The 21500-nt window shown below is 71.4% G+C and carries 24 protein-coding genes; 7 read left to right on the top strand and 17 right to left on the bottom strand.

Annotated features, from left to right (window positions below):
- Positions 1 to 148 precede the first annotated feature (148 nt).
- Positions 149 to 937: an enoyl-CoA hydratase-related protein gene (locus BJ969_RS02645; protein ID WP_184476969.1), complete on the top strand. Its 789-nt coding sequence runs from the start codon at positions 149 to 151 to the stop codon at positions 935 to 937.
- A gap of 48 nt (positions 938 to 985) precedes the next feature.
- On the opposite strand, the gene BJ969_RS02640 is transcribed toward BJ969_RS02645, so the two are convergent.
- The 3 genes from BJ969_RS02640 to BJ969_RS02630 form a co-directional block, all read right to left on the bottom strand.
- Positions 986 to 1441 (bottom strand): SRPBCC family protein, encoded by a 456-nt coding sequence (locus BJ969_RS02640; protein WP_184476967.1) that lies wholly within the window; start codon positions 1439 to 1441, stop codon positions 986 to 988.
- 5 nt (positions 1442 to 1446) lie between these two features.
- Positions 1447 to 1788, bottom strand: a complete 342-nt coding sequence (locus tag BJ969_RS02635) for a DivIVA domain-containing protein (RefSeq protein ID WP_184476965.1) — start codon at positions 1786 to 1788, stop codon at positions 1447 to 1449.
- Positions 1789 to 1876: 88 nt separating this feature from the next.
- The gene (locus BJ969_RS02630) at positions 1877 to 2227 is read right to left on the bottom strand and encodes a helix-turn-helix transcriptional regulator (RefSeq protein ID WP_184476963.1); all 351 of its coding nucleotides are present in this window, start codon (positions 2225 to 2227) and stop codon (positions 1877 to 1879) included.
- Between the two features lie 337 nt (positions 2228 to 2564).
- Here BJ969_RS02630 and BJ969_RS02625 point away from each other — a divergent pair, with 337 nt between their 5' ends.
- Positions 2565 to 2933, top strand: a complete 369-nt coding sequence (locus BJ969_RS02625; protein ID WP_184476961.1) for a hypothetical protein — start codon at positions 2565 to 2567, stop codon at positions 2931 to 2933.
- Between the two features lie 13 nt (positions 2934 to 2946).
- Here the strand turns inward: BJ969_RS02625 and folP are convergent, their stop codons facing one another.
- The 3 genes from folP to BJ969_RS02610 form a co-directional block, all read right to left on the bottom strand.
- Positions 2947 to 3825, bottom strand: a complete 879-nt coding sequence (gene folP / locus BJ969_RS02620; RefSeq protein WP_246456661.1) for a dihydropteroate synthase — start codon at positions 3823 to 3825, stop codon at positions 2947 to 2949.
- Between the two features lie 165 nt (positions 3826 to 3990).
- Positions 3991 to 4542, bottom strand: coding sequence for an LOG family protein (locus BJ969_RS02615; protein ID WP_246456660.1), 552 nt, complete (start codon positions 4540 to 4542; stop codon positions 3991 to 3993).
- Positions 4539 to 5315: an LOG family protein gene (locus tag BJ969_RS02610; RefSeq protein ID WP_184476957.1), complete on the bottom strand. Its 777-nt coding sequence runs from the start codon at positions 5313 to 5315 to the stop codon at positions 4539 to 4541. Before BJ969_RS02610 ends, BJ969_RS02615 begins: the two co-directional genes overlap by 4 nt.
- Positions 5316 to 5547: 232 nt before the next feature.
- On the opposite strand from BJ969_RS02610, the gene BJ969_RS02605 reads away from it, so the two are divergent.
- Positions 5548 to 6477, top strand: coding sequence for a slipin family protein (locus BJ969_RS02605; RefSeq protein ID WP_184476955.1), 930 nt, complete (start codon positions 5548 to 5550; stop codon positions 6475 to 6477).
- Positions 6478 to 6492: 15 nt separating this feature from the next.
- On the opposite strand, the gene dapE is transcribed toward BJ969_RS02605, so the two are convergent.
- Positions 6493 to 7569 (bottom strand): succinyl-diaminopimelate desuccinylase, encoded by a 1077-nt coding sequence (dapE, locus tag BJ969_RS02600; protein ID WP_184476953.1) that lies wholly within the window; start codon positions 7567 to 7569, stop codon positions 6493 to 6495.
- A gap of 206 nt (positions 7570 to 7775) precedes the next feature.
- On the opposite strand from dapE, the gene dapD reads away from it, so the two are divergent.
- Entirely contained in the window at positions 7776 to 8762 is a 987-nt protein-coding gene (gene dapD, locus BJ969_RS02595) for a 2,3,4,5-tetrahydropyridine-2,6-dicarboxylate N-succinyltransferase (protein WP_184476951.1), read from the top strand.
- Between the two features lie 71 nt (positions 8763 to 8833).
- Positions 8834 to 9757, top strand: coding sequence for a CHAD domain-containing protein (locus BJ969_RS02590; RefSeq protein ID WP_184476949.1), 924 nt, complete (start codon positions 8834 to 8836; stop codon positions 9755 to 9757).
- Positions 9758 to 9761: 4 nt separating this feature from the next.
- On the opposite strand, the gene dapC is transcribed toward BJ969_RS02590, so the two are convergent.
- The 8 genes from dapC to typA form a co-directional block, all read right to left on the bottom strand.
- Positions 9762 to 10880 (bottom strand): succinyldiaminopimelate transaminase, encoded by a 1119-nt coding sequence (dapC, locus tag BJ969_RS02585; protein WP_184476947.1) that lies wholly within the window; start codon positions 10878 to 10880, stop codon positions 9762 to 9764.
- Positions 10877 to 11197 carry a ferredoxin gene (fdxA, locus tag BJ969_RS02580; RefSeq protein WP_184476945.1) on the bottom strand — a complete coding sequence of 107 codons (321 nt, stop codon included), beginning with the start codon at positions 11195 to 11197 and terminating at the stop codon, positions 10877 to 10879. Before fdxA ends, dapC begins: the two co-directional genes overlap by 4 nt.
- Before the next feature lie 164 nt (positions 11198 to 11361).
- Positions 11362 to 12396 carry a hypothetical protein gene (locus BJ969_RS02575; RefSeq protein WP_184476944.1) on the bottom strand — a complete coding sequence of 345 codons (1035 nt, stop codon included), beginning with the start codon at positions 12394 to 12396 and terminating at the stop codon, positions 11362 to 11364.
- Positions 12397 to 12408: 12 nt separating this feature from the next.
- The gene (locus BJ969_RS02570; RefSeq protein WP_184476942.1) at positions 12409 to 12774 is read right to left on the bottom strand and encodes a hypothetical protein; all 366 of its coding nucleotides are present in this window, start codon (positions 12772 to 12774) and stop codon (positions 12409 to 12411) included.
- The gene (gene mshB / locus BJ969_RS02565) at positions 12771 to 13682 is read right to left on the bottom strand and encodes an N-acetyl-1-D-myo-inositol-2-amino-2-deoxy-alpha-D-glucopyranoside deacetylase (protein WP_184476940.1); all 912 of its coding nucleotides are present in this window, start codon (positions 13680 to 13682) and stop codon (positions 12771 to 12773) included. Before mshB ends, BJ969_RS02570 begins: the two co-directional genes overlap by 4 nt.
- A 121-nt stretch (positions 13683 to 13803) precedes the next feature.
- A complete protein-coding gene (locus tag BJ969_RS02560) occupies positions 13804 to 14403 on the bottom strand; it encodes an LURP-one-related family protein (protein ID WP_343071183.1) in 600 nt (199 codons plus the stop codon).
- A gap of 136 nt (positions 14404 to 14539) precedes the next feature.
- Positions 14540 to 16273 (bottom strand): ABC transporter family substrate-binding protein, encoded by a 1734-nt coding sequence (locus tag BJ969_RS02555; protein ID WP_343071182.1) that lies wholly within the window; start codon positions 16271 to 16273, stop codon positions 14540 to 14542.
- A 158-nt stretch (positions 16274 to 16431) separates the two neighbouring features.
- The gene (gene typA, locus BJ969_RS02550) at positions 16432 to 18357 is read right to left on the bottom strand and encodes a translational GTPase TypA (RefSeq protein ID WP_184476938.1); all 1926 of its coding nucleotides are present in this window, start codon (positions 18355 to 18357) and stop codon (positions 16432 to 16434) included.
- Between the two features lie 405 nt (positions 18358 to 18762).
- Between typA and BJ969_RS02545 the strand changes: the two genes are divergently transcribed.
- Positions 18763 to 18933, top strand: coding sequence for a hypothetical protein (locus BJ969_RS02545; protein WP_184486131.1), 171 nt, complete (start codon positions 18763 to 18765; stop codon positions 18931 to 18933).
- Between the two features lie 44 nt (positions 18934 to 18977).
- Here the strand turns inward: BJ969_RS02545 and BJ969_RS02540 are convergent, their stop codons facing one another.
- Positions 18978 to 19301: a YciI family protein gene (locus BJ969_RS02540; protein ID WP_184476936.1), complete on the bottom strand. Its 324-nt coding sequence runs from the start codon at positions 19299 to 19301 to the stop codon at positions 18978 to 18980.
- Between the two features lie 219 nt (positions 19302 to 19520).
- Between BJ969_RS02540 and trpS the strand changes: the two genes are divergently transcribed.
- Positions 19521 to 20486, top strand: coding sequence for a tryptophan--tRNA ligase (gene trpS, locus BJ969_RS02535; RefSeq protein ID WP_184476934.1), 966 nt, complete (start codon positions 19521 to 19523; stop codon positions 20484 to 20486).
- 180 nt (positions 20487 to 20666) lie between these two features.
- Here trpS and BJ969_RS30720 read toward each other — a convergent pair whose 3' ends face one another.
- Positions 20667 to 21467 (bottom strand): NUDIX domain-containing protein, encoded by an 801-nt coding sequence (locus BJ969_RS30720; RefSeq protein WP_343071181.1) that lies wholly within the window; start codon positions 21465 to 21467, stop codon positions 20667 to 20669.
- Positions 21468 to 21500 lie beyond the last annotated feature (33 nt).

Raw genomic sequence — 21500 nt, 5'->3', positions numbered from 1 at the left:
TTGCTGCATTTCCGGTCGACCGTCCCATCAGGACCGTTCCCGAGATGCGCACCGTGATCGCGCCGGCACTCCCCGTGCGCAGTCCACTGTGGATGCGCTGGTCAGAGTGCCCGCGGCCCGCACACCTCAAGCGACGAAAGGGCGAGAAGTGTCGGATGTACTGCTGACCCAGGACACCGGTGGCGTGCGGCTGATCACGCTGAACCGGCCGGAGTCGTTCAACGCGCTCACCGTGGAGCTCAAGCTCGCGCTGACCGCGGCGCTGCGCGAGGCCGCGGCCGACGACGCGGTGCGGGCGGTGGTGGTCACCGGTGCGGGACGTTCCTTCTGCGCGGGCCAGGACCTCAAAGAGCACATCGCGATGCTGGAGTCGGACGATCCCACTCCACTGCGGACGGTCGAGGAGCACTACAACCCGCTGATCCGCGCGGTGGCGACCATGCCGAAGCCGATCATCGCCGCGGTCAACGGCAGCGCCGCGGGCGCGGGCGCCTCGCTGGCGTTCGCCTGCGACCTGCGCATCGCCGCCGCGGACGCCAAGTTCCTGATGGCCTTCGCCAACGTGGGCCTGTCCTCGGATTCCGGCGCGTCCTGGACGCTGCCGCGCCTGATCGGCTACGGGCGGGCGATGGAGCTGATGCTGCTCGCGGAGCCGGTCGCGGCCGAGGAGGCCCTGCGCATCGGCATGGTCAACAGGGTCGTCGACGCGGGCCACGCCACCGAGGCGGCGATGGAACTCGCCGGACGCATGGCCACCGGCCCCACCAGCGCCTACGCGCGGATCAAGGAAACGATGCGCGCCGCAGCGGCGGAGGGGCTCGACGAGGCCCTCGACGTGGAGGCGGGCGCGCAGATCGAGGCGGGCCAGACCGCCGATCACCGCGAAGCGGTGGCGGCCTTCGTCGCGAAGCGCAAGCCGAACTTCACCGGCCACTGAGCCTTCCAGGGCCGTTCGCCCCGCTCGACGGCGGCGGACGGCCCTCGCTCACCGGGCGAGAGCCGGGTACTCCGCGCAGAACTCGGCGAACCGGTCCAGCGACCGCCGCAGCCCCCAGGTGAAGGCGGGCCGCACCACCGGCCACATCATCCCGGTCCCGGCAGGCGTCGCGAGGTCCTCCCACCACACGAACGTCGACTCGTCCGACTCGCCGCGCGCGATCACCCGGAAGCCGCCCTCACCGGAGACCAACGCCCCCGTGTGGCGCACCCGGCAGCACAGCGGCACCCGCATCTCGATGATCTCCATCGTGTCCAGGAAGCCGACGCCGCGCAGTCCGGTGAACGCGGCCAGCGTCGTACCGCGACCACCGTCACCGCTGACCACGTGCACCGTGGTGCCCAGCATCCACTCGCCCTGCCGCGGCCAGTCCGTCGCCGCCGCCCACACCTGCTCCGGTGCGGCGCGCACCGGCACCTCCAGCCGTAGCTGCGCGTTGCCCACCCGACTCACTCCTCCCGGTCCACCGCCCGGGCCCGCTGCAGCTGCTCGCCCGCGACGTCCAGCTGCCGCTGCAGGACGGCGACCTGGCCGCGCAGGTCGTCGACCTCGTTGGCCAGCCGCTCCAGCGCCCAGTCCACCTCGGCAGCCTTATACCCGCGCACGACCTGTTGAAACCGCAGCGAGCGCACATCGGCGCCTTCGACGTCGACGGCGGGCAATCTGGTCGGCGTCGCGCCGGGCGGTAGCGCCTCCAGCTGCTCCCCCCGCCCGAAGACCAGGGCAGCGAGCAGGTAGATCACCGCGGCGACCACGAGCACGACGAACAGGTAGATCAGCGCACTAGCCACGCTCCGATCGTGGCACGGCGCCCGTGCTCGGCGGCAGCAGACCTCGATGTGCGCGGACTCGGTCGCATCACCCGTCCGTGCGCTGGCGTCAGGTCTTGGCGGAGGCCTGGGAAGGGATGACCTTGCCTTCGAGCACGCCCTCGATGGCGGAGGTGAACTCGCGCCACGCCCGGCGCTCCGAGTGCAGCGTCTCGACTCCGGACTGGGTGAGGCGGTAGGTACGGCGCTGCCTGCCGCCGACCGTGCTCCACGCGCTGCTCACGTAGCCCGCGCGCTCCAACCGGCGCAGCGCGGGGTAGACGGTGCCCGTCGGCAGGTCCAGTGCACCACCGCTGCGCTGCTGCAACGCCTCGATGATCGCGTAGCCGTGCAGCTGTCTGCCATCGAGCGTGGCGAGCAGCAGGGCATCAAGGTGGCCGCGGAGCGCATCAGCCTTCACAGGTAGCGACTCTACGGTCATTTCCCACCACTGTCACCGTCCGGGCACAAGGGGCCGTTGGTCCTTTCCCGATTCTCCCAGGCGTGAATTGGATCACTCACCCGCATGGCGGGCGGCCTCCTCGGACGAATGCTGCGCCGATGGTCCGAAGAGGTGGCGCGGGAGATCGCGGTTCGTGATCGGCCGCGGTGAACCACGGCCCCGTTCGTGGGGCATTGCTCGGCCGAACGAGTGGATCGATTCACAAGGGACTCATCGCGGCGGTTCGGCGGCCCACACTGCGGATCACCAGGCGCGCCCCCGCGGGCGCGTGCCGACGAGCAGGCAGGAGGTCGGCGTGCGCGACGACAGCGAACGACACGCTCCCGGTTCGATCGACGAACGGGAGGTCATCCTGCCGTCTCCCAGGAACCAGCCCGACGCCGACCCGGCGCCGCAGAGCGCCCTGTCCGTCCGGTCCGGCCTCGAAGATCTGCGGGTGCGGATCGCCGCGCTGGTCGAGGCGGTGCACCAGCTGCCCGCCACCGGACTCGAACTCGACGAGGCGCAGTGGCGCATCGACGAGCTCGCCCAGGAGATCAACCGCCCGTACCCGAGCCGGCCGCGGGTGCGGTCCCGCTGGCTGCGGCTCGCACCGCTGCTGCGCGAGCTCGACGCGGCGCTGCCGGTGGCCGCGACCGGCCGCATGATCGACGACGCCTTCTGACCCTCCGGCGCGGTCAGGCCAGGGCGCGCAGCACCTGGCTCGGCGGCCGGGTCCCGGCGACGGCGGCGACCATGTCCACCACGCGCCGGGTCGCCGCGACCTGGTGCGCGCGGAACACTCGCGCGCCGGACCAGGCCGCGACGGCGGTCGCCGCCAGCGTGCCCTCCAGCCGCTCGGAGACCTCGACGTCGAGGGTCTCGCCGATGAAGTCCTTGTTCGACAACGCCATCAGCACCGGCCACCCGGTGTCGACGAGCTCACCGATCCGCCGGACCAGTTCCAGCCCGTGCCAGGTGTTCTTGCCGAAGTCGTGCGTCGGGTCGATCAGCACCCCGGCGCGCGGCACCCCGAGCGAGACGGCGAGCTCGGCGCGTTCAACCAGTTCCGCGGCGACCTGCGCGACCACGTCCGAGTAGCGCGCCCGGTACGGGTCGGTGCGCGGCGGCAGCCCTCCGGTGTGCGAGCACACGACGCCCACGCCGAACTCGGCGGCGACCCGCGCCACCTCAGGGTCCGCCCCGGCCCAGGTGTCGTTGAGCAGGTCGGCGCCCGCCTCGCACACCCGCCGGGCGACCTCGCCGCGCCAGGTGTCGACGCTGATGACCAGCTCGGGATGCCGTTGCCGAACCGCGGCCACGAACGGCACGACCCGGCGGGACTCCTCGTCGGCGTCGACCCGTTCGCCCTGCGCTCCGGCGCGGACGCCGCCGATGTCGACGATGTCGGCGCCGTCCTCGACCGCGGCGTCCACGGCGGCCAGCGCGGCCTCGGCGGCGAAGGTGGCGCCGCGGTCGAAGAACGAGTCGCGGGTGCGGTTGACGATCGCCATGACCAGCGCGCGGTCCGCGGCCACGTCCTTGTCACCGAACCGCATCGCGGGCTGAGACGTCATGCCCCGATCCTGGCACGCCGCCGTACTGCCCGTGTTCGATCTCGGCTTGAGCAGCGGGTCGTTCAGCGGAACCTCAGCGGTTGGTCTTCTTGCATTGGTGGTCACTGCTCAGCGGCTCCGCCGCTGACAAGACGACGACCTCACTTCGAGATCGAAGACAGCCGGTCAGGCGCACGCGTCGAGTGCCGCGTCCACCTCGGTGACTATCGTCAGCGCGTCGAGCGAGCGCTGCGAGGCGAACCCGTCGGCGACGAGGCCGCGCACCCAGTCCAGCATCCCGCGGTAGTGCCCGTCGGGGTCGAGGATCACCACCGGCTTGCTGTGCATGCCGATGTAGCGGGAGGTCCACACCTCGAACAGCTCCTCGCAGGTGCCGATGCCGCCGGGCAGCGCGAGGAACGCCGAGGCGTGCGCGTCCATCAGGCCCTTGCGCTCCCGCATCGTGTCGACGACGAGCAGTTCGTCCGCGTCGTCGTCGGCGACCTCCAGGTCCACCAGAGCGCGCGGGATGACCCCGACGGAACGGCCGCCGCCAGCGCGGGTCGCCCTGGCCACCTCACCCATCATGGACACCCGGCCACCACCGGAGACGAGCGTCCAGCCGCGCTTGGCGATGCCGCTGCCGACCTCCGCCGCGAGGTCGAGGTAGCGCTGGTCCACCGGCCCGGATGCGCAGTACACGCACACCGCTGCCCCGGTGGTCTCCTGCTCGCTCAATGCGCGTCCTCCCATGCTTGATATGCCTCTTCCACGATGCGCACGGCATCCTCCACGTCGTCGGTCAGGTGCAGCAGGGCCAGGTCCTTCTCGCCGACCTTGCCGGACGCCAGCATGGTGTCCCGGACCCAGTCGTAGAGGCCCTGCCAGTAGGAACGTCCGAACAGCACGACGGGGAACTTGGTGACCTTCTTGGTCTGCACCAGGGTGAGGGCCTCGAACAGCTCGTCCATCGTGCCGAAGCCGCCCGGCAGGCAGATGAAGCCCTGGGCGTACTTGATGAACATCGTCTTCCGGGCGAAGAAGTATCGGAAGTTCACCCCGAGATCAACCCACGGGTTGAGCCCCTGCTCGAAGGGCAGCTCGATGCCGAGTCCGACCGAGAGCCCGCCCGCTTCGGAGGCGCCGCGGTTGACGGCTTCCATGGTGCCGGGGCCGCCGCCGGTGATGACGGCGCACCCGATGTCGGCCATCGCCGCGCCGAGCCGCCTGCCGATCTCGTACTCCGGGTGCTCGCGCGGGGTGCGGGCGGAACCGAAGACCGTCACGGCGCGCGGCACCTCGGCCAGCGCGCCGAACCCCTCCACGAACTCGGATTGGATGCGCATCACCCGCCAGGGGTCGGTGTGCACCCAGTCGGTCGGGCCGCGCGAGTCCAGCAGGCGCTGGTCGGTGGTCGTCGATTCGTGCAGCCGGGAGCGGCGCAGCACGACCGGTCCGCGTCGTTTCTCCTGCGGGCGCTCCGCGCCGTTGGGTGAGCCCTCGATGGTCATGGAACGAGGGTAAGCACCTGCGGGAGAACTCCGGGTTCCGCGCCGGTGACCACGTGGTGCCGTGTCGGCGCGGGACTCGCCGCGCCGAGCGGCCATGGCCCCGCCGACCTGCGGCGGAACGCTCGGACCGGGGTGGACCCGAGGCGTACCGTGAGCAGTACGACGACCCGACTGGTGCCCGTCCGGCGCAGGTCGGCGGCACCGAGGCCGCGGATCCAGGTTGGGGGCCGCCATGCTCATCGAGCTGCTCGTCATCGTTCTGGCCATCGCCGTGCTCTGCGCCGGTTCCGCCGCGAAGATCATTACGCAGTACGAGCGCGGAGTCGTGTTCCGCTTCGGCCGGCTGCAGGAGTCCGTGCGCGGGCCGGGCCTCACCTTCATCGTTCCGGTGGTGGACCGGCTGCGGAAGGTGAACCTGCAGATCATCACCATGCCGGTGCCCGCGCAGGAGGGCATCACCCGCGACAACATCACGGTGCGGGTGGACGCGGTGGTGTACTTCAACGTCACCGACCCGGCTCGGGCCGTGGTGAACGTCGAAAACTACCTGTTCGCGATGGGCCAGGTCGCCCAGTCCTCGCTGCGTTCGATCATCGGCAAGAGCGACCTCGACGACCTGCTCTCCAACCGGGAGCGGCTCAACGAGGGCCTCGAAGTCATGATCGACAGTCCGGCGCTGCACTGGGGCGTGCACATCGACCGGGTGGAGATCAAGGACGTGTCGTTGCCGGAGTCGATGAAGCGCTCCATCGCCCGGCAGGCGGAGGCGGAGCGGGAACGGCGCTCCCGGATCATCGCCGCCGACGGCGAGTACCAGGCTTCGCGCAAGCTCTCCGACGCCGCCGGGGTCATGGCCGATGCGCCCGCCGCGCTCCAGCTGCGCCTGCTGGAGACGGTGGTGGAGGTCGCGGCGGAGAAGAACTCGACGCTGGTCCTGCCGTTCCCGGTGGAGCTGCTCCGCTTCGTCGAGCACGTCCAGGGCTCGCAGCAGGCCACGACGGCGCAGGACGAGCCCGCAGCCCCGGACACGGCCCCGGACGCGATCGCCCAGGTCCCCGAACCGGCGGGCGTACCGGACGTCGAGGGGATGCCTGCGGTGCACGACGCCAGGATCCTGCCCGGAGCTCCCGCGCAGGACCTCGGCTCACCGAGCGGCCGCTGACCCGGCGGGGCGGCCTCAGCGCAGGAAGCGGGTGAGGACGTCGGCGCAGTGGCGGATGTCGGCGGTGGGCACGTTCTCCTGCTGGGTGTGCGCCAGAGTCGGCGAACCGGGGCCGAAGTTCACCGCGGGCAGTCCCCGCGCGGCGAACCTCGCGACATCGGTCCAGCCCAGCTTCGCCACCGGTTCCCCACCGGCCGCGGCGACGAGCTCCGCGGCAGCGGGCGACCCCAAGCCGGGCAACGCACCCCCGGAGGCGTCGACGACGGTCACGTCGAAGCCGTCGAACACCTCGCGGACGTGGGCTTCCGCCTCGGCCAGGGACTTGTCCGGGGCGAAGCGGTGGTTGACCGCCACCACGCACGAGTCCGGAACGACGTTGCCCGCCACACCGCCTTCGATCCGGACCGCCTGCAGCCCCTCGTGGTACTGCAGGCCGTCGATCACCGGTTCGCGCGGGGTGTAGTCGAGCAGCCGCCGCAGGATCGGCTCGGCGGCGTGGATGGCGTTGTCGCCCATCCACGCGCGCGCCGTGTGCGCGCGGGTGCCGCTGGTGCGGATCTCCACGCGCAGCGTCCCCTGGCAGCCGGCTTCGATGGTGGCGTTGGAGGGTTCGCCGACGATGGCAAGGTCGCCCTGCAGCCAGTCCGGCAGGTCCCGTTCGATCCGGTTGAGCCCGTTGCGCTCGGCCGCGATCTCCTCGCAGTCGTAGAACAGGAACGTGAGGTCGTGGCGCGGTTCCGGCAGGGTCGCCGCCACGTGCAGCAGGACGGCGTCGCCGCCCTTCATGTCCACGGTTCCGCACCCGTGCAGCACTTCGTCGTCGCCGGAGCCGGTGCGGCGCGACGGCAGGTTGTCGTTGATCGGCACCGTGTCGAGGTGCCCGGCGAGCAGCACCCGCGAGTCCCGCCCCAGGTGGGTGCGGGCGAGCACGGCTTCACCGCTGCGCACGACCTCCAGGTGCGGGGCCTGGGTGCGCAGCGCGTGCTCGACGGCGTCGGCGATGCGCCGCTCGTCACCGGAGACGCTGGGAATGTCCACCAGCGCGGCGGTCAGCTCGACGGGCTCGGCACGGAGATCCAAGGGCGCGGTCACCCCAGGCAGGCTACCCGGCCGCCGGTCCGGCCCGCCGCCGCGACACAGGAGTGATCAACGCCACTCCGGAAGTCCACGATGGACACTGGTCGCGGCGGAATTCGCCGCTGCGGTGGGCAATCGCACGATCACGAACAGTGCACGAGCGCCCGGACGAGCCGACCCCTGGAGGGCGGTGCCGGAATGCGCCGATTACCGTTTTTCGCATGAGCGCGCAGACACCCGACCCGCAGACCACCGGCGCCCACGGCGTCGGCCTGGCCACCGTCACCGATGACGGCACCGTGCTGGACACGTGGTTCCCCACCGTCAAGCTCGGCGAGCCCGGCGAATCCCGCAGCACCCGGCTCAGCGCCGAGGAAGCGGCGAACTCCCTGGGCGCGGCCGGGGCCGCGCTGCTCGGCCGCGACGACGCCCGCGGCGTGGACGTCGTCGCCGTGCGCACCGAGATCGGCAGGCTCTCCGACCAGCCCGCCGACACCCACGACCTCTACCTGCGCCTGCACCTGCTCTCGCACCGCCTGGTCCGCCCGCACGGGCAGAGCCTGGACGGCATGTTCGGGCTGCTGTCCAACGTCGTGTGGACCAACCACGGCCCCTGCCCGGTCGAAGGGTTCGAGGCCACCCGGATGAGCCTGCGGGCGCGCGGCCCGGTCACCGTCTACAGCGTGGACAAGTTCCCCCGCATGGTCGACTACGTGATGCCCTCCGGCGTGCGCATCGGCGACGCCGACCGGGTTCGGCTCGGCGCGCACCTGGCCAGCGGCAGCACCGTGATGCACGAGGGCTTCGTGAACTTCAACGCGGGCACGCTCGGCGCCTCCATGATCGAGGGCCGCGTCTCGGCAGGCGTGGTCGTCGGGGACGGCTCCGACATCGGCGGCGGCGCCTCGGTGATGGGCACCCTCTCCGGCGGCGGCAAGGAGATCATCTCCATCGGCGAGCGCTGCTTGATCGGCGCCAACGGCGGCGTCGGCATCACCCTCGGCGACGACTGCGTCGTGGAGGCCGGGCTGTACGTCACCGCGGGCACCAAGGTCTCGCTGCCGGACGGCACGCTGACCAAGGCTCGCGAGCTCTCCGGTTCGAACGGCCTGCTGTTCCTGCGCAACTCCGGCACCGGCGCCGTGGAGGTCCGGCCGCGCTCCGGCGGCAAGGTCGAGCTGAACGCGGCGCTGCACGCGAACGACTGACCGGCCGCGCGGCTCGATTCGACCACCGAACGACGGGGGTTCACCGGTCCGGAATCGGTGACACTGGTGGTATGAACCGCCCCTTCGGCACGTCCGGCCTGCCACCAGAACCCGTGGTGGCGGGCCGGACCGACCCGATCGCCCAGCACGTCCGCGCCGCGCTGGACGCCCGGCTGCGCACGCTGCTGGAGCACGAGCCCGGCGCGCGAAGCGGCGAGGAACCCGAGCGGCTGCACCAGATGCGCGTCTCGGTCCGCCGGATGCGAGCGGTGCTCAAGTCCGCCGGACCGTTCCTCGACCAGCGCTGGTCGGAACCGCTGCGTGAGGAACTGGGCTGGCTCGGCCGCGAACTCGGCGAGGTCCGCGACCTGGACGTGCTGCTGGGCCGGCTGCGCGGCGAGGCCTCGGATTTCGAGGCGGCGCAACGGGAATCCGCGGCCCTGCTGTTCGGCCCGCTGGAGATCGAGCACCGGGCCGCCCGGGAGTCGCTGGTGATCGCGCTGGACGGGCAACGCCACCGAGCGCTGATCGACGCGCTCGTCGACGCCGTGCAACGCCCGCTGCCCGCCTCGGACGTCGAGCACTGCGGGCCGCGCGAGCTCCGCGCGCTGGTCGCCAAGCAGTACCGGCGGGTGCGGCGCACCGTCGACGAGATCGGCACCGACCCGACCGACGCGGAGCTGCACGAACTGCGCATCCTCGGCAAACGGCTGCGCTACACCGCGGAACTCGCCGAACCGGTGCTCGGCAAACCGATGCGGCAGCTGCTGGGCGCGGCGAAGCGCTTCCAGGACGTCCTCGGCGAACACCGGGACGCCTGCCTCGCCGAACGGCGGGTGCTGGACCTGCTCGCCGCCCGGGGCCCCGCTCCCGACCCGGCGATCGCGTTCGTGGCCGGTCGCCTGGTCGAGCGCGAGCGCTCCCGCCGGCTCGCCCACCGGGAGCAGTGGCACGAGAGCTGGCGGGAGCTGCGCGGTACTGCCGCGAAGGTGTGAGCGCTCAGCTCAAGCGGTCCGCCGCCGCCTGGATCCGCTCGTCGGTGGCGGTCAGCGCGATCCGGACGTGCCGCTGCCCGGCCGGGCCGTAGAACGTGCCGGGCGCGACGAGGATCCCGCGCTGCGCCAGCCAGCCCACCGTGTCCCAGGCGTCCGCTCCGCGCGTCGCCCACAGGTACAGGCCGCCGTGCGAGTGCTCGATGGTGAACCCGGCCGCTTCCAGCACGGGCCGCAGGACCGCGCGGCGAGCCGCGTACAGGTCGCGCTGCACGCCCACGTGCTCGTCGTCGGCCAGCGCGGCGGTCATGGCCTGCTGCACCGGTCGCGGCATGATCATGCCCGCGTGCTTGCGCAGTTCCAGCAGGCGCCCGACCAGGTCGGGGTCACCGGTGACGAACCCGGCGCGGTACCCCGCGAGGTTCGACGACTTCGACAGCGAGTACACCGCCAAGATCCCGGTGGGGTCCGCGGTCACCGAGGGGTGCAGCACCGACACCGGTTCGGCTTCCCAGCCGAGCTCCAGGTAGCACTCGTCCGAGGCCACCACGGCCCCGGCTTCGCGCGCCGCCCGCACCGACGCCGCCAGTTCGGCGGCGTCGAGCACCCGGCCGGTCGGGTTGGACGGCGAGTTGAGCCAGACCAGCGCGGTTCCGGCTGGCGGGGTCTCGCCCGGGGCGAGCCGCACCACCTCGGCACCGACGAGCTTCGCGCCGACCTCGTAGGTCGGGTAGGCCAGGTCCGGGATGGCGACGACGTCGCCCGGTCGCACCCCCAGCAGCGTCGGCAGCCACGCGACCAGTTCCTTGGAACCGATCGTGGGCAGCACCGCCGCGGGATCGACGGTCACGCCGTGCCTGCGCAGCAGGGCGTCCACCGCGGCGGCCCGCAGCTCTGGGGTGCCGTGCGTGGCCGGATAGCCGGGGATGTCGGAGACCGAAGCCAGCGCCGCGCGCAACGGCTCCGGCACCGGATCGACCGGCGTGCCGACCGAGAGGTTCACCAACCCGTCGGGATGCGCACGTGCCGTCGCGGTCTGCTCCGCCAAGGAATCCCAGGGGAAATCCGGCAGTCGCGGGCCGCGCAGCGCGTGCGCCCCGTCCACGGGATGCGTCTCGGAGGTCATTCTCCCTGCGGCGGCAGGCTGGTCACGGGCTCGACGTCCTTCTCGACCTTGCCGACCTTGGCCGCGCCGCCGGGCGAGCCGAGCTCGTCGAAGAAGTCCACGTTCGCCTTGGTGTAGGCGCCCCACTCGTCGGGGACGTCGTCCTCGTAGTAGATGGCCTCCACCGGGCAGACCGGCTCGCAAGCACCGCAGTCGACGCACTCATCGGGGTGGATGTAGAGCATCCGCCCGCCTTCGTAGATGCAGTCGACAGGGCATTCCTCGATGCATGCCTTGTCGAGCACGTCGACGCAGGGCTCGGCGATCACGTAGGTCACGGTTGCTCTCCTGCTTGTTTTCGATCCGGACCAGGCTTCCGCTACCCGGCCGATGACAGTATCCCCCGGCCCCGGCGCGGCGGGCCAAGGTGGTCCCGCCGCACGGGACCCGATTCGACCATACGACGGCCCGCCCACGACGGTAAACGCCGTAAACCCCTAGATCACCGACGCGTCACCGCGTGGCCTTCGGCCCGCAACCACTTCGCGCCGAGCTTGCCGATGCGCCGCAGCGCGGAACGTTCGCCCAGGTAACCACCTACGACACCGACGATCGGTACGTTGCCGAGCCACTCGTGGTAGAAGCGGCCCTGCGGGCGTTTGTCCAACTCCGAGTCGATCACCCAGAGCGCACGTGCCATTCGCCACACCGTGCGCACGACCGCCTTCAGCCGGGAGCCGCCGGAGCGCTCCGCGGCGTCGAGCTCCTCGGTCAGCTCCGCGGTCTTCGCGTCCTCCTCGGCCTGCGCTCCGCCGCGCGCCCCGGAGGCGACGTCCTCGGCGAGGTCGCGGTCCAGCAGCACCTTCGCGATCAGCCGCACCCGCGTGGGGTGGTCGGTGACGCCGTGCTCGGCCGCGATGGCCGACAGGACCAGGCCTTGGCCCGCCAAGCCGAGCGCGTTGCGGATCGGCAGCCGCGAGGTGAGCGCGCCACCGAACCGGGGCAGGCCCGCGACGACCGCGACCAGCCGCCCCACTCGTTGCGCCCACCAATCGCAGCGCTCGTCCACGCCCATCGCGTCCCAGGTCGAGCTGCCCGGCAGCCGCATGCCGTCGAGCTGCCGCAGCATCTTCTGCAGCAGGCCCGGTCCCTTGTCCGGCTCGTGCTCGGTTCCCGCGCGCCCGCCGTCCGCGTCGGCGCCGTCGGCCACCCCGGCGCCACCGGCGGTTGTTCCTGCGCCGTCGGCTGCTCCTGCGCTGTCGCCTGCACCGGCACGCTCGGCTGATCCGGCGCCTTCGCCCGGGCCGTCGGCTGCTCCGGCATCGTGCGGTGAACTCCGCTGCGGCTGGTCATCGCCCGTCGTCGCCTCGCCGGCCGGGGCGGCGCCTTCGGCCTGGACCTCGGCCGCCGTGTCCTCGAACCGGCCGCGCAGCCGGAACGGGTCGGACTGCCGCAGCACGTCCAGCAGCGGCGTGGTGGCGCGCACGAACGGGCGCAGCACCACCGCGACGCGTTCATCGGTCAACACCTCGGCCACGACCGCACCTCGCTACTTCCCCGCAGGCCTGCCCAGGACGATCCCGAGCATCATCGCCGACGGCAGCGTTCCCGCACCGATCAGCAACAGCGTCCGCCAATCGTTGCCCAGCAGCATGACGTCGCCGCCGGGACCGAAGAGGCCGAACACGAAGATCGTCGCGAACCACACCACCAGCGGCGCGCCCGCGACCCGCCTGCTCGCCGAGAGCCGTCCCGCGGCCGAGACCAGCAGCGGAGTCGTCACGGCGGCGACGGCCGTGGTGATCGGGAACGGCACGCTGCCGATCCACAGCGGCAGGAACAGCAGCTCGACCAGCGCCAGCACCACGGCGTCGAGCAGCAGGAATCCGAACACCAGCCGGTCGTAGCCCGTCACCGCGGCGCCACCGGTTCGGTCCCGCTCACGCCGAGCCCGCCGAACAGGTCGTGCTCGCCACCCGCCGGGTCGCCCGTGGCCAGCACGTAGTGCTCGGTGTCCGAGAGGGGCTGCGCCACGTCGTTCGACAACGCGTAGGCGCCGACGCCCTCGCCGTTGTTCCACTCGTCGACCCACACCCGCACCTGCGTGCCGTGCGCCCGCAGCGCGCGGATCTTGCCGGACAGGTGGTCCGCGATGTCGATCACCGTGGTGATCGACTCGTCGGCCACGCTCGGCAGGTCGTCGACGCCGGGGAGGTCGAAGGGCAGCGCCTCGGCCGTGGCCAGCGCGGCCAGGCCTTCGCGGAGCCGGTCGCGGGACGGCACGACGTGGAACACCCGGAGCACGTCCGCGACCTCGGCCGCGGCGGCCATCGTGACGTCGTGGGCCCGCACGTGATCGGGGTGGCCGTACCCGCCGTCGGCGGCGTAGGTGACCACGACCTGGGGCCGCACCTCGCGCAGGACGGCGGCGAGCGCCTCGGTCTGCTCCGCGAGGTCGCCGACGGCGAACGCGCGCGGGTGGGCGGCGGGCAGTGCCCCGGCTCGGCCCGGTTCCTCCCACAGCATCCCGGAGTCCCGCCAGCGGCCGATCCCGCCGAGGAAGCGGTGGTCGGCCACCCGCAGCGCCGCGCAGGCCGACCGCAGCTCGCCGACGCGGTAGCCGCCGAGCTGATCGGCCTGGTCCGCGGCCAGTCCGCGCAGGCTCTCCGGGATGACCTCGCCCTCTTCGCCGAGCGTGCAGGTCACCACGGTGACCTGCACTCCGCGCGCCGCGTAGCGCGCGATCGTCCCGCCGGTCCAGAGGGTCTCGTCGTCCGGATGCGCGTGTACCAGCAGCAGCCGGGGTGGAGCCGTCAGCGTCACCGGGCCAGCCTAATCGGAACGGTCTCCACCTCCACGCGGTGGTCGAGCGGCTGCGGAGGCGCCCTGTCAACCAGCGCGGATCAACTTCACCCGTGCCGGTGGACCGAACCGCCCGGACGGATCACCGTCCCTGCAACGCGTCCAGCGCGATCGCCTGGGCGAACACCAGCCTGCGGTCCAGCCGCTCGTCCTCGATCTTGATCACGTAGCGGTCCCGCAGGGAGACCTTCCGCTCCACCGACACCGCGTTCTCGCCGTCCACGGCGAAGTCGAAGTGGTACGGGAAGAAGAACGGGATGTTCTCCAGCAGCGGGATGAACTCCCACAGCCTGCGCAGCACCGCGATCGGCTTGCTCCGCTCGTGGCCGGTGCAGACGGGGCGCCCCGGCTGCTCCAGGTGCCACGTCGAACGGGTCAGGGACTTGCGGAAGTCCTTGCGGAACAGCCCGATCGGCGCACCCGCCGCGTCGGTCACGTCGTAGCCGGAGGCGAGGTCCAGCGCCTTGCGCGCCCGGAACCCGGCCAGCACCTCGGACTTGTCGGAGTCGGTGTAGAGCGTGACCTGCTCCTTGAACGCGACCCGCTTCTGCTGCGCGAACGCGACCAGTTCGCCTTCCCCGCCCTGCCCGTCGTCGGCGCGGATCTCGTACCGGTTCACCATCAACGTCATGCGCTGCCGCATGTGGAAGACCCCGACCTGCTGCAAACGCCCCGTCTCCACCACTTCTCCTCCGATCCCCGGCGAGCCGAGGACACCCCGGCCCACCTGCTGACCGGCAGCGGAGCCCCACAGCCCCGCCGCCGAAGGCAACACTCAACATCCCCTGGGCCACACCCGAGCAGAACGGGCCCAGTCCTCAGTACCCGTCGTTGTCGCTGGGGGTGCCCTGCCATTGAGCTGCCGTGGAGAACGGGCCTGCGAGCCCGTTGCCGCGCTGCACGCCGCGCACTTCGCGGCCGAACGCCAGCACCTGCGCCTGCTGGTACAGCGGCAGCGCCACGGCCTGCGACCACAGCACCGATTCGACCTTCGCCGAGGCCTCTTCGAACGGCAGCGCTCCGCTGAGGGCCGCGTCGATCGTCGGTTGCAGCAGCTGGTCGCAGAACCCGGTTGCGGTGAACGGGAACGGCTGGTCGTCGGAGTCGACGCCGGGGCAGCCGTAGGAGGCCGCCATCATCGCCGCGGGGTCCCCGTCGGCGGGCCGCGGCGCGATCGCCATGTCGACGGAGCTCGACGCGCCGGGCTCCTCGGACAGCGGGTTCGTCGGCAGCATCTCGCCGAACATCTGATCGCTGGTCGGCGTGACCACGGTGGCGTGCACGTCCTGCGCCCGCAGCTGCTTCGCGGCGGCTTCGGCGATGCGGATGTACTGCTCGTGCTCGAACGGAGCCGCGATCACCAGGTTCAGCGTGCGACCGTCCTTCGTCCAGGCGCCCGCTTCGTGCCGGTATCCGGCTTCGGTGAGCAGTCGGCGCACCCGTTCCGGAGACGGCCCGTCCTCGCCGGGAGGTTCGGTGGGCGTGTAGCCGCGTTCCGACGGCGCCAGCACCTGGCTGTGCGCGTGCAGCTGGTCGCCGGGGCCGCCGCCGCTTCCCGCGTCGATCAGCGCCTGCCGGTCGAGCCCGGCCACGACCGCGTTGCGCACTCGCGCGTCGGCGAGCTGGGCGCTGGTCGGCCGCAGCAGCACCTGCATCGTGGCCGGCCGGGGCACCGTGCTGACCTGCACCGAGGAACCGAGCTCGCGCAGCGCCGCCATCGTCGAGCGGTCGGCGCCGAACACCGCCAGGTGGCTGTCGCCGCTGCGCAGCGCCTCGACCTGGCCGGCCTGGTCGCTGGCGCGCAGCACGATGCGGTCGGAGACCGCGGGCGGACCCCAGAACCGGTCGTTGCGTTCCAGGATGATCTCGCCGCGCTGCAGGTCGACCTGCCGGATCGCGAACGGCCCGCCCGAGGCCGGGTAGCCGCTGTCCAGCGCCGTCGTCCAGCCTCGCGGCGCGTCCCGCAGCAGGTGCGCGGGAAGCAGGTTCGTGAACAGGCTCTGCCAGCCCGGGTAGGGCCGTTCGAAGGTCACCTCGACGGCTTTGCCGCCCTCCCGGGACTGCACGTCGTCGATCAGCTGGTACCCGGCCGGATCCGACACGCCCGGTTGGGAGCGCAACTGCTCCCACAGGTAGACGAAGTCCTCGGCGGCGATCGGCGCACCGTCCGACCAAGCCGCTTCCTTGCGGATCCGGTAGTGCACCGTGAACCGCTCGGCCTCCGGCAGCACCTCCGCCGACTCCATCAGCGTCGTGTCCAGCGTCCGCGTGCCGTCCGGCGCGGGCCGGAACACCGAGGGCAGCATCAGGCTCGACAGCGCCGAACTCGTCGGCGACAGGTCGGCCAGCGTGTGCGGGTTGAACCCGCCCTCCAGCGAGTCGACGCCGACGACGACCTCGGTCGGCATCGGTTGCGTCGAGGGAGCCGTCTGCGGACTGGGCTCAGGCGGCTCGACCAGCGGGGGCGGCGGCGCGTCGGTGCAGGCCACCACCAAGCTCCCGATGGTGACCAGCAAGCTGACCACGGTGAACGGACGTCGACCCTGGTGCACGCTGCCGAACCTCCCCTTTGTCCCCGGTTGCCGAATCCAGGCGGGCGCGATGTCCCCCCAAAGAAGGACGCGCGGAAACCCTCATGGTTCCGCGCGTCCTTTCAACACTGCACACCGGGGTGGAAACGCTCAGCTTCCGCTCAGGTGGAACGGGGAGCTCAGCCGTTGTCGCGAGCCTTCGCCCGCGAGCGCTCCCGGCCGCGGGTCGTGCTGTCGAGCACCATCTTGCGCACCCGGATCGCGTCCGGACCGACCTCGACGCACTCGTCGCCGGAGCAGAACTCCAGCGCCTCCTCCAGGCCCAGCGTGCGGGGGCGGGCCAGCCGCTCCAGCTCGTCGCCGGTGGCGGAGCGCATGTTGGTGAGCTTCTTCTCCTTGGTGACGTTGATGTCGAGGTCCTCGGCGCGCGGGTTCTCGCCCACGACCATGCCCTCGTACACCTCGGCGCCGGGCTCCACGAAGAACGTGCCGCGGTCCGCCAGCTGCATCATCGCGTAGCTGGTGACCGGGCCGGTGCGGTCCGCGACCAGCGAACCGGTGTGCCGCGTGCGCAGCTCGCCGACCCACGGGAAGTAGCCCTCGAAGACGTGGTTGGCGATGCCGGTGCCGCGGGTCTCGGTGAGGAACTCGGTGCGGAAGCCGATCAGGCCGCGCGACGGGATCACGTAGTCCAGCTTGATCCGGCCGGTGCCGTGCCCGTCCATCGTCTCCATCTTGCCCTTGCGGCCGGCCAGCAGCTGCGTGATCGCGCCCAGGTGCTCCTCGGGGGCGTCGATCGTCAGCCGCTCGAACGGCTCGGAGAGCTTGCCGTCGATGGTCTTGGTGACCACCTGCGGCTTGCCGACGGTGAGCTCGAAGCCCTCCCGCCGCATGGTCTCCACCAGCACCGCCAGCGCCAGCTCGCCACGTCCCTGGACCTCCCAGGTGTCGGGGCGCTCGGTCGGCACGACCTTGATGCTGACGTTGCCGATCAGTTCGGCGTCGAGGCGGTTCTTCACGAACCGCGCGGTGACCTTGGTGCCGCCGTTGCGGCCGGTCATCGGCGAGGTGTTCACACCGATGGTCATCGAGATCGCCGGGTCGTCCACGGTGATCCGCGGCAGCGGCTGCGGGTCGTCCGGGTCGGCCAGGGTGTCACCGATGGTGATGTCCGGGATGCCCGCGATCGCCACCAGGTCACCGGCGTAGGCCTCGGTGGTGGAGACGCGGTCGAGGTTCTCGGTGATGAGCAGCTCGGTGAGCCGCACCTTCTCGACGGTGCCGTCCTCGCGGCACCAGCCGACGGTCTGGCCCTTGCTCAACGTGCCCGCGTGGATGCGGCACAGCGCGATCCGGCCCAGGAAGGAGGACGCGTCGAGGTTCGTCACCAGCGCCCGCAGCGGCGCTTCGTGGTCGCCGAGCGGAGCGGGCACGTGCTCCATCAGGGTGTCGAACAGCGCGGTGAGGTCTTCGTCCTCGGGGAGGTCGCCGTCGGTCGGCTGCGTGCGGCTGGCGCGGCCCGCACGGGCGGAGGCGTAGATCACCGGGAGGTTCAGCACGGCGTCCATGTCCACCGAGCCCTCACCGTCGTCGAGCTCGGAGGCGAGGTCCAGCAGCAGGTCGTGGGCCTCTTCGACGACCTCGGAGCACCGCGCGTCGGGGCGGTCGACCTTGTTCACGACCAGGATCACCGGGAGCTTGGCGGCCAGCGCCTTGCGCAGCACGAACCGCGTCTGGGGCAGCGGCCCCTCGCTGGCGTCGACCAGCAGCACCACGCCGTCGGCCATGGACAGGCCGCGCTCGACCTCACCGCCGAAGTCGGCGTGGCCGGGGGTGTCGATCACGTTGATGGTGACGGGGCCGTCTTCGGTCACCCGCCGGATGGCCGTGTTCTTGGCCAGGATCGTGATGCCCTTTTCCCGCTCCAGGTCATTGGAGTCCATGACCCGGTCGACGAGCTCGGCACGTTCGGAGAAGGCGCCGGATTGCCGCAGCATGGCGTCCACCAGGGTGGTCTTACCGTGGTCGACGTGCGCGACGATCGCGACGTTGCGCAGATCGGTACGGATCCGCTGGTTCGGTTCGGCGACGCTGGTGGCGGGCACGCGAGCACTCCATGAGTTGGAAGACAAAGATCGGGTCTGGCATGGCGGCGGCGCTTGTCGACCTGGGCTGCCACGGCTCCGCTGCCGCCGCTGCGGAACTCGCGGCCCCGGCGCGGACCCGCGCTCCGGGGACCCCGTTGTTCCGGCACGGTCCGCCCATCGAAGAAAGGCGACCGATCACGGACGGCGGGGCCCGACACGTCACGGGCCCGACACTGCTAAGGCTTCGGTGCGTTGTCGACACGCGGCCTCTTCCAGCGTAGAGCACTTGACGGCCGGGCCCGACGACAGGTGTTGAGCGCAACACCCGCGCAGGCCGCATCGAGTTCGCAACGGGCGGCCCACCGGCCCTACGCTGACGGCGTCCGGTCCCCAGCGGACGTCTCCGGCAGCGGGAAGCCCAGCGTGAGCAAGAAAACGATCAAGGTCAAGCGAAAGTGCTGCCATTCGCGCCCACCGTGCAAGAAGTGCCCGATCGTGGTGTTGCGCGAAGCGTTGAAGGACGCAAAAGAGCACGAAGTCAAGAAAGCGCAAAAGAAGTCTAAGAAAGACTCAAAGGGAAAGAAGTCGCACTGATCCGCACCTCGGCGTCAACCCAGGCGCGGATCGATGTCGTACGCCTATTCGGTTGCGGGGACGAGCTGGTCCGCGTACTTCGCCATCTCCGGCACCGTGCGCAGCGCCTGGAATTCGATCACCTCGTGCCGCGCGAGTTTTCGCAGCTCGAAGGGATCGGTGGCGAGGATGGCCTCCAGCCTTCCCCGAGTCATGGAACGGGCTATGAGCACGCCGCCGGTCAACGGTCTTCCCGGTTCCGGAGTTCGATGACCGGTCGTGATGAAGTCACCGGCCTCGTAATGTCGAGTCACCCACTCATAGTGATCCACCAATGCGCCGTCGATGTCTGATTGCGGAGCGGTGTAGTTCAGCAATACGACGAACATGATTCCACGATAGTCCTCCCGCACCGCGAATGCCTATATCTCTCTGCTAAAGTGCGCGCCGTGCACGAAATGTCGCATCCGCGCCTGAGCATGTGGTGGGCCGCCCGAGGGCGGCCCCGGCTCGTCGTGCACTGAACCCGCACGCACATCGGTCGCCACCAGGCGGCCGAGCGGTGCGAGGACCGGACTGGTGAGCGGCTCCGATCAGCAGGAGAGATCGTGACCCGTTTGTCCGGCATCACCCCGTCCGGCCACGTCCACTTGGGCAACCACCTCGGCGCGCTGCGCCGCTGGGCGACCGAGGGCGGGCCCGACGACCTGTACTTCATCTCGGACCTGCACGCGATGACCATGCCCTACCGGCCGGAACGCCTGCGCGCCCTCACCAGGGAGAACCTGGCCGTGCTGCTGGCCGGCGGCATCGCGCCGGAGACGGTGTTCGTGCAATCCGACCTGGCGGGCGAGCTGGGCGCGCTGAACTGGGTGCTGGAGTGCGCTTGCGGCTACGGCGAAGCCGCCCGGATGATCCAGTTCAAGGAGAAGGGCGCCGGCCAGGACACCGCCCGGCTCGGCCTGCTCACCTACCCGGTGCTGATGGCCGCGGACATCCTGCTGCAGGGCACGACGGAAGTCCCGGTGGGCGTCGACCAGAACCAGCACGTGGAGCTGGCGCGCACCTTGGCGCGGCGGTTCAACGGCACCTACGGCGAGGTGTTCGCGATCCCCCGGGCGGTGGTGCCGCGCACCGCCGCGGCGGTGCGGAACCTGTCGGACCCGGCGCGCAAGATGGCCAAGTCCGCGCAGCAGCACGCGGGCGTCGTGTTCGCCCTGGACGAGCCGGACGTGGTGCGGCGCAAGTTCCGCCGCGCGGTGACCGATGACCTCGGCACCGTCCGCTACGCCCCCGACGAGCAGCCCGCGGTGGCGAACCTGCTGGAGATCCTCGGGGCGTGCGGGGACGTGAGCCCGTACGCGGCGGCGGAGGCGGCGAGCACCTACTCCGAGCTCAAGGACGCCGTCGCGGAGGCCGTGATCGAGCAGCTGCGACCGGTCCGGGAAGGCGCCCGGGAGCTGCTCGACGATCCGGCCGAGCTGGACCGGACCAGGCAGAAGGGGGCCGGGCGCGCGGCGGAGCGGGCCCGGCCGAGGCTGGACGCCGCGTTGCGGCTGGCCGGACTGCGCTAGGCGCGCGAACGGGTCGGACGCCCAGCCGCGCGGCCGACCCGTTCGTTCACCAGTTCGAGTGCACTCGGCCGAAAAGGTGGCGAACACCTGATCGACGTCGGCAATCTGGGCTCATGACCACCGCGAACACCACCCGGACCAGCACTCGCCCCGCAGCACGCGCGGGCGCCGAGCGGATCGTCAGGCCAGCAGGTCGCGCAGCGAGTGCACCAGCACGCGATCGGCCTCCAGCCAGTCGAACGCGCCGAGCTCGGCCGCGGGCGCCCAGTGCACCGCGCGGTGTTCGACCGCCGTCGGCTCCGCTTCGGGGTCGGCGAGTTCCGCGGTGTGCACCCGCAGCAGCATCCCGTTGTGCAGCGGCACGTCCGTACCGACCCGTCCACCCGGCACCACGTCGACGCCGAGTTCCTCCTTGCACTCCCGGATGACGGCGTCCTGCTCGCTCTCCCCGGCCTCGACCCGGCCACCGGGCAACTCCCACTTCCCCGCGTCCCGCGCCGGGAAGTGCCGTTGCTGCACCAGCAGGCGTCCGCCGCGCGTGATGGCGGTCCCGACCACCACGGGCCTGCCCGCCCACTCCTCGGCGAGCTCGCCGACCGCGCGCAACCGGCTCGCCAGCACCGCCAGCACCACCCGCCGGCCCAGCACGACGTCGGCCAGCCGCCCGAGCGGCCCGAACGGGGTCGTCCACCGCAGCGAGTCGGTCAGCAGCGTGTGACCACCGGCTTCGGCCAGCACTGATTCATGCCGCAACTCCGAGAGAGGACCAGCGATGAGCACCGATTCCAGCCGCCCGGCGTCGGCCCGCACGATGCGGGTGCGCAGCCTCGCCAGCCCGGCTTTCCGCACCCGGAAGGCGAGGTCGTCGCCGGGAACGAGGAGTTCCGCGGTGGGCGTGAGCGCCCGGCCCTGGATCCCCAGCGCCCGCAAGCCGTCCTCCGCGGTGCGGGTGTGGCGCAGCGCCGCTCCGACCGTGGTCAACGGGGCCGCTATCAAACCTGTGCTTCGCAACAC

The organism is Saccharopolyspora gloriosae (assembly GCF_014203325.1).
Taxonomy (GTDB): domain Bacteria; phylum Actinomycetota; class Actinomycetes; order Mycobacteriales; family Pseudonocardiaceae; genus Saccharopolyspora_C; species Saccharopolyspora_C gloriosae.
Note: the sequence above shows the minus strand (reverse complement) of the source record. Positions and strands in the feature narration are given on the sequence as shown.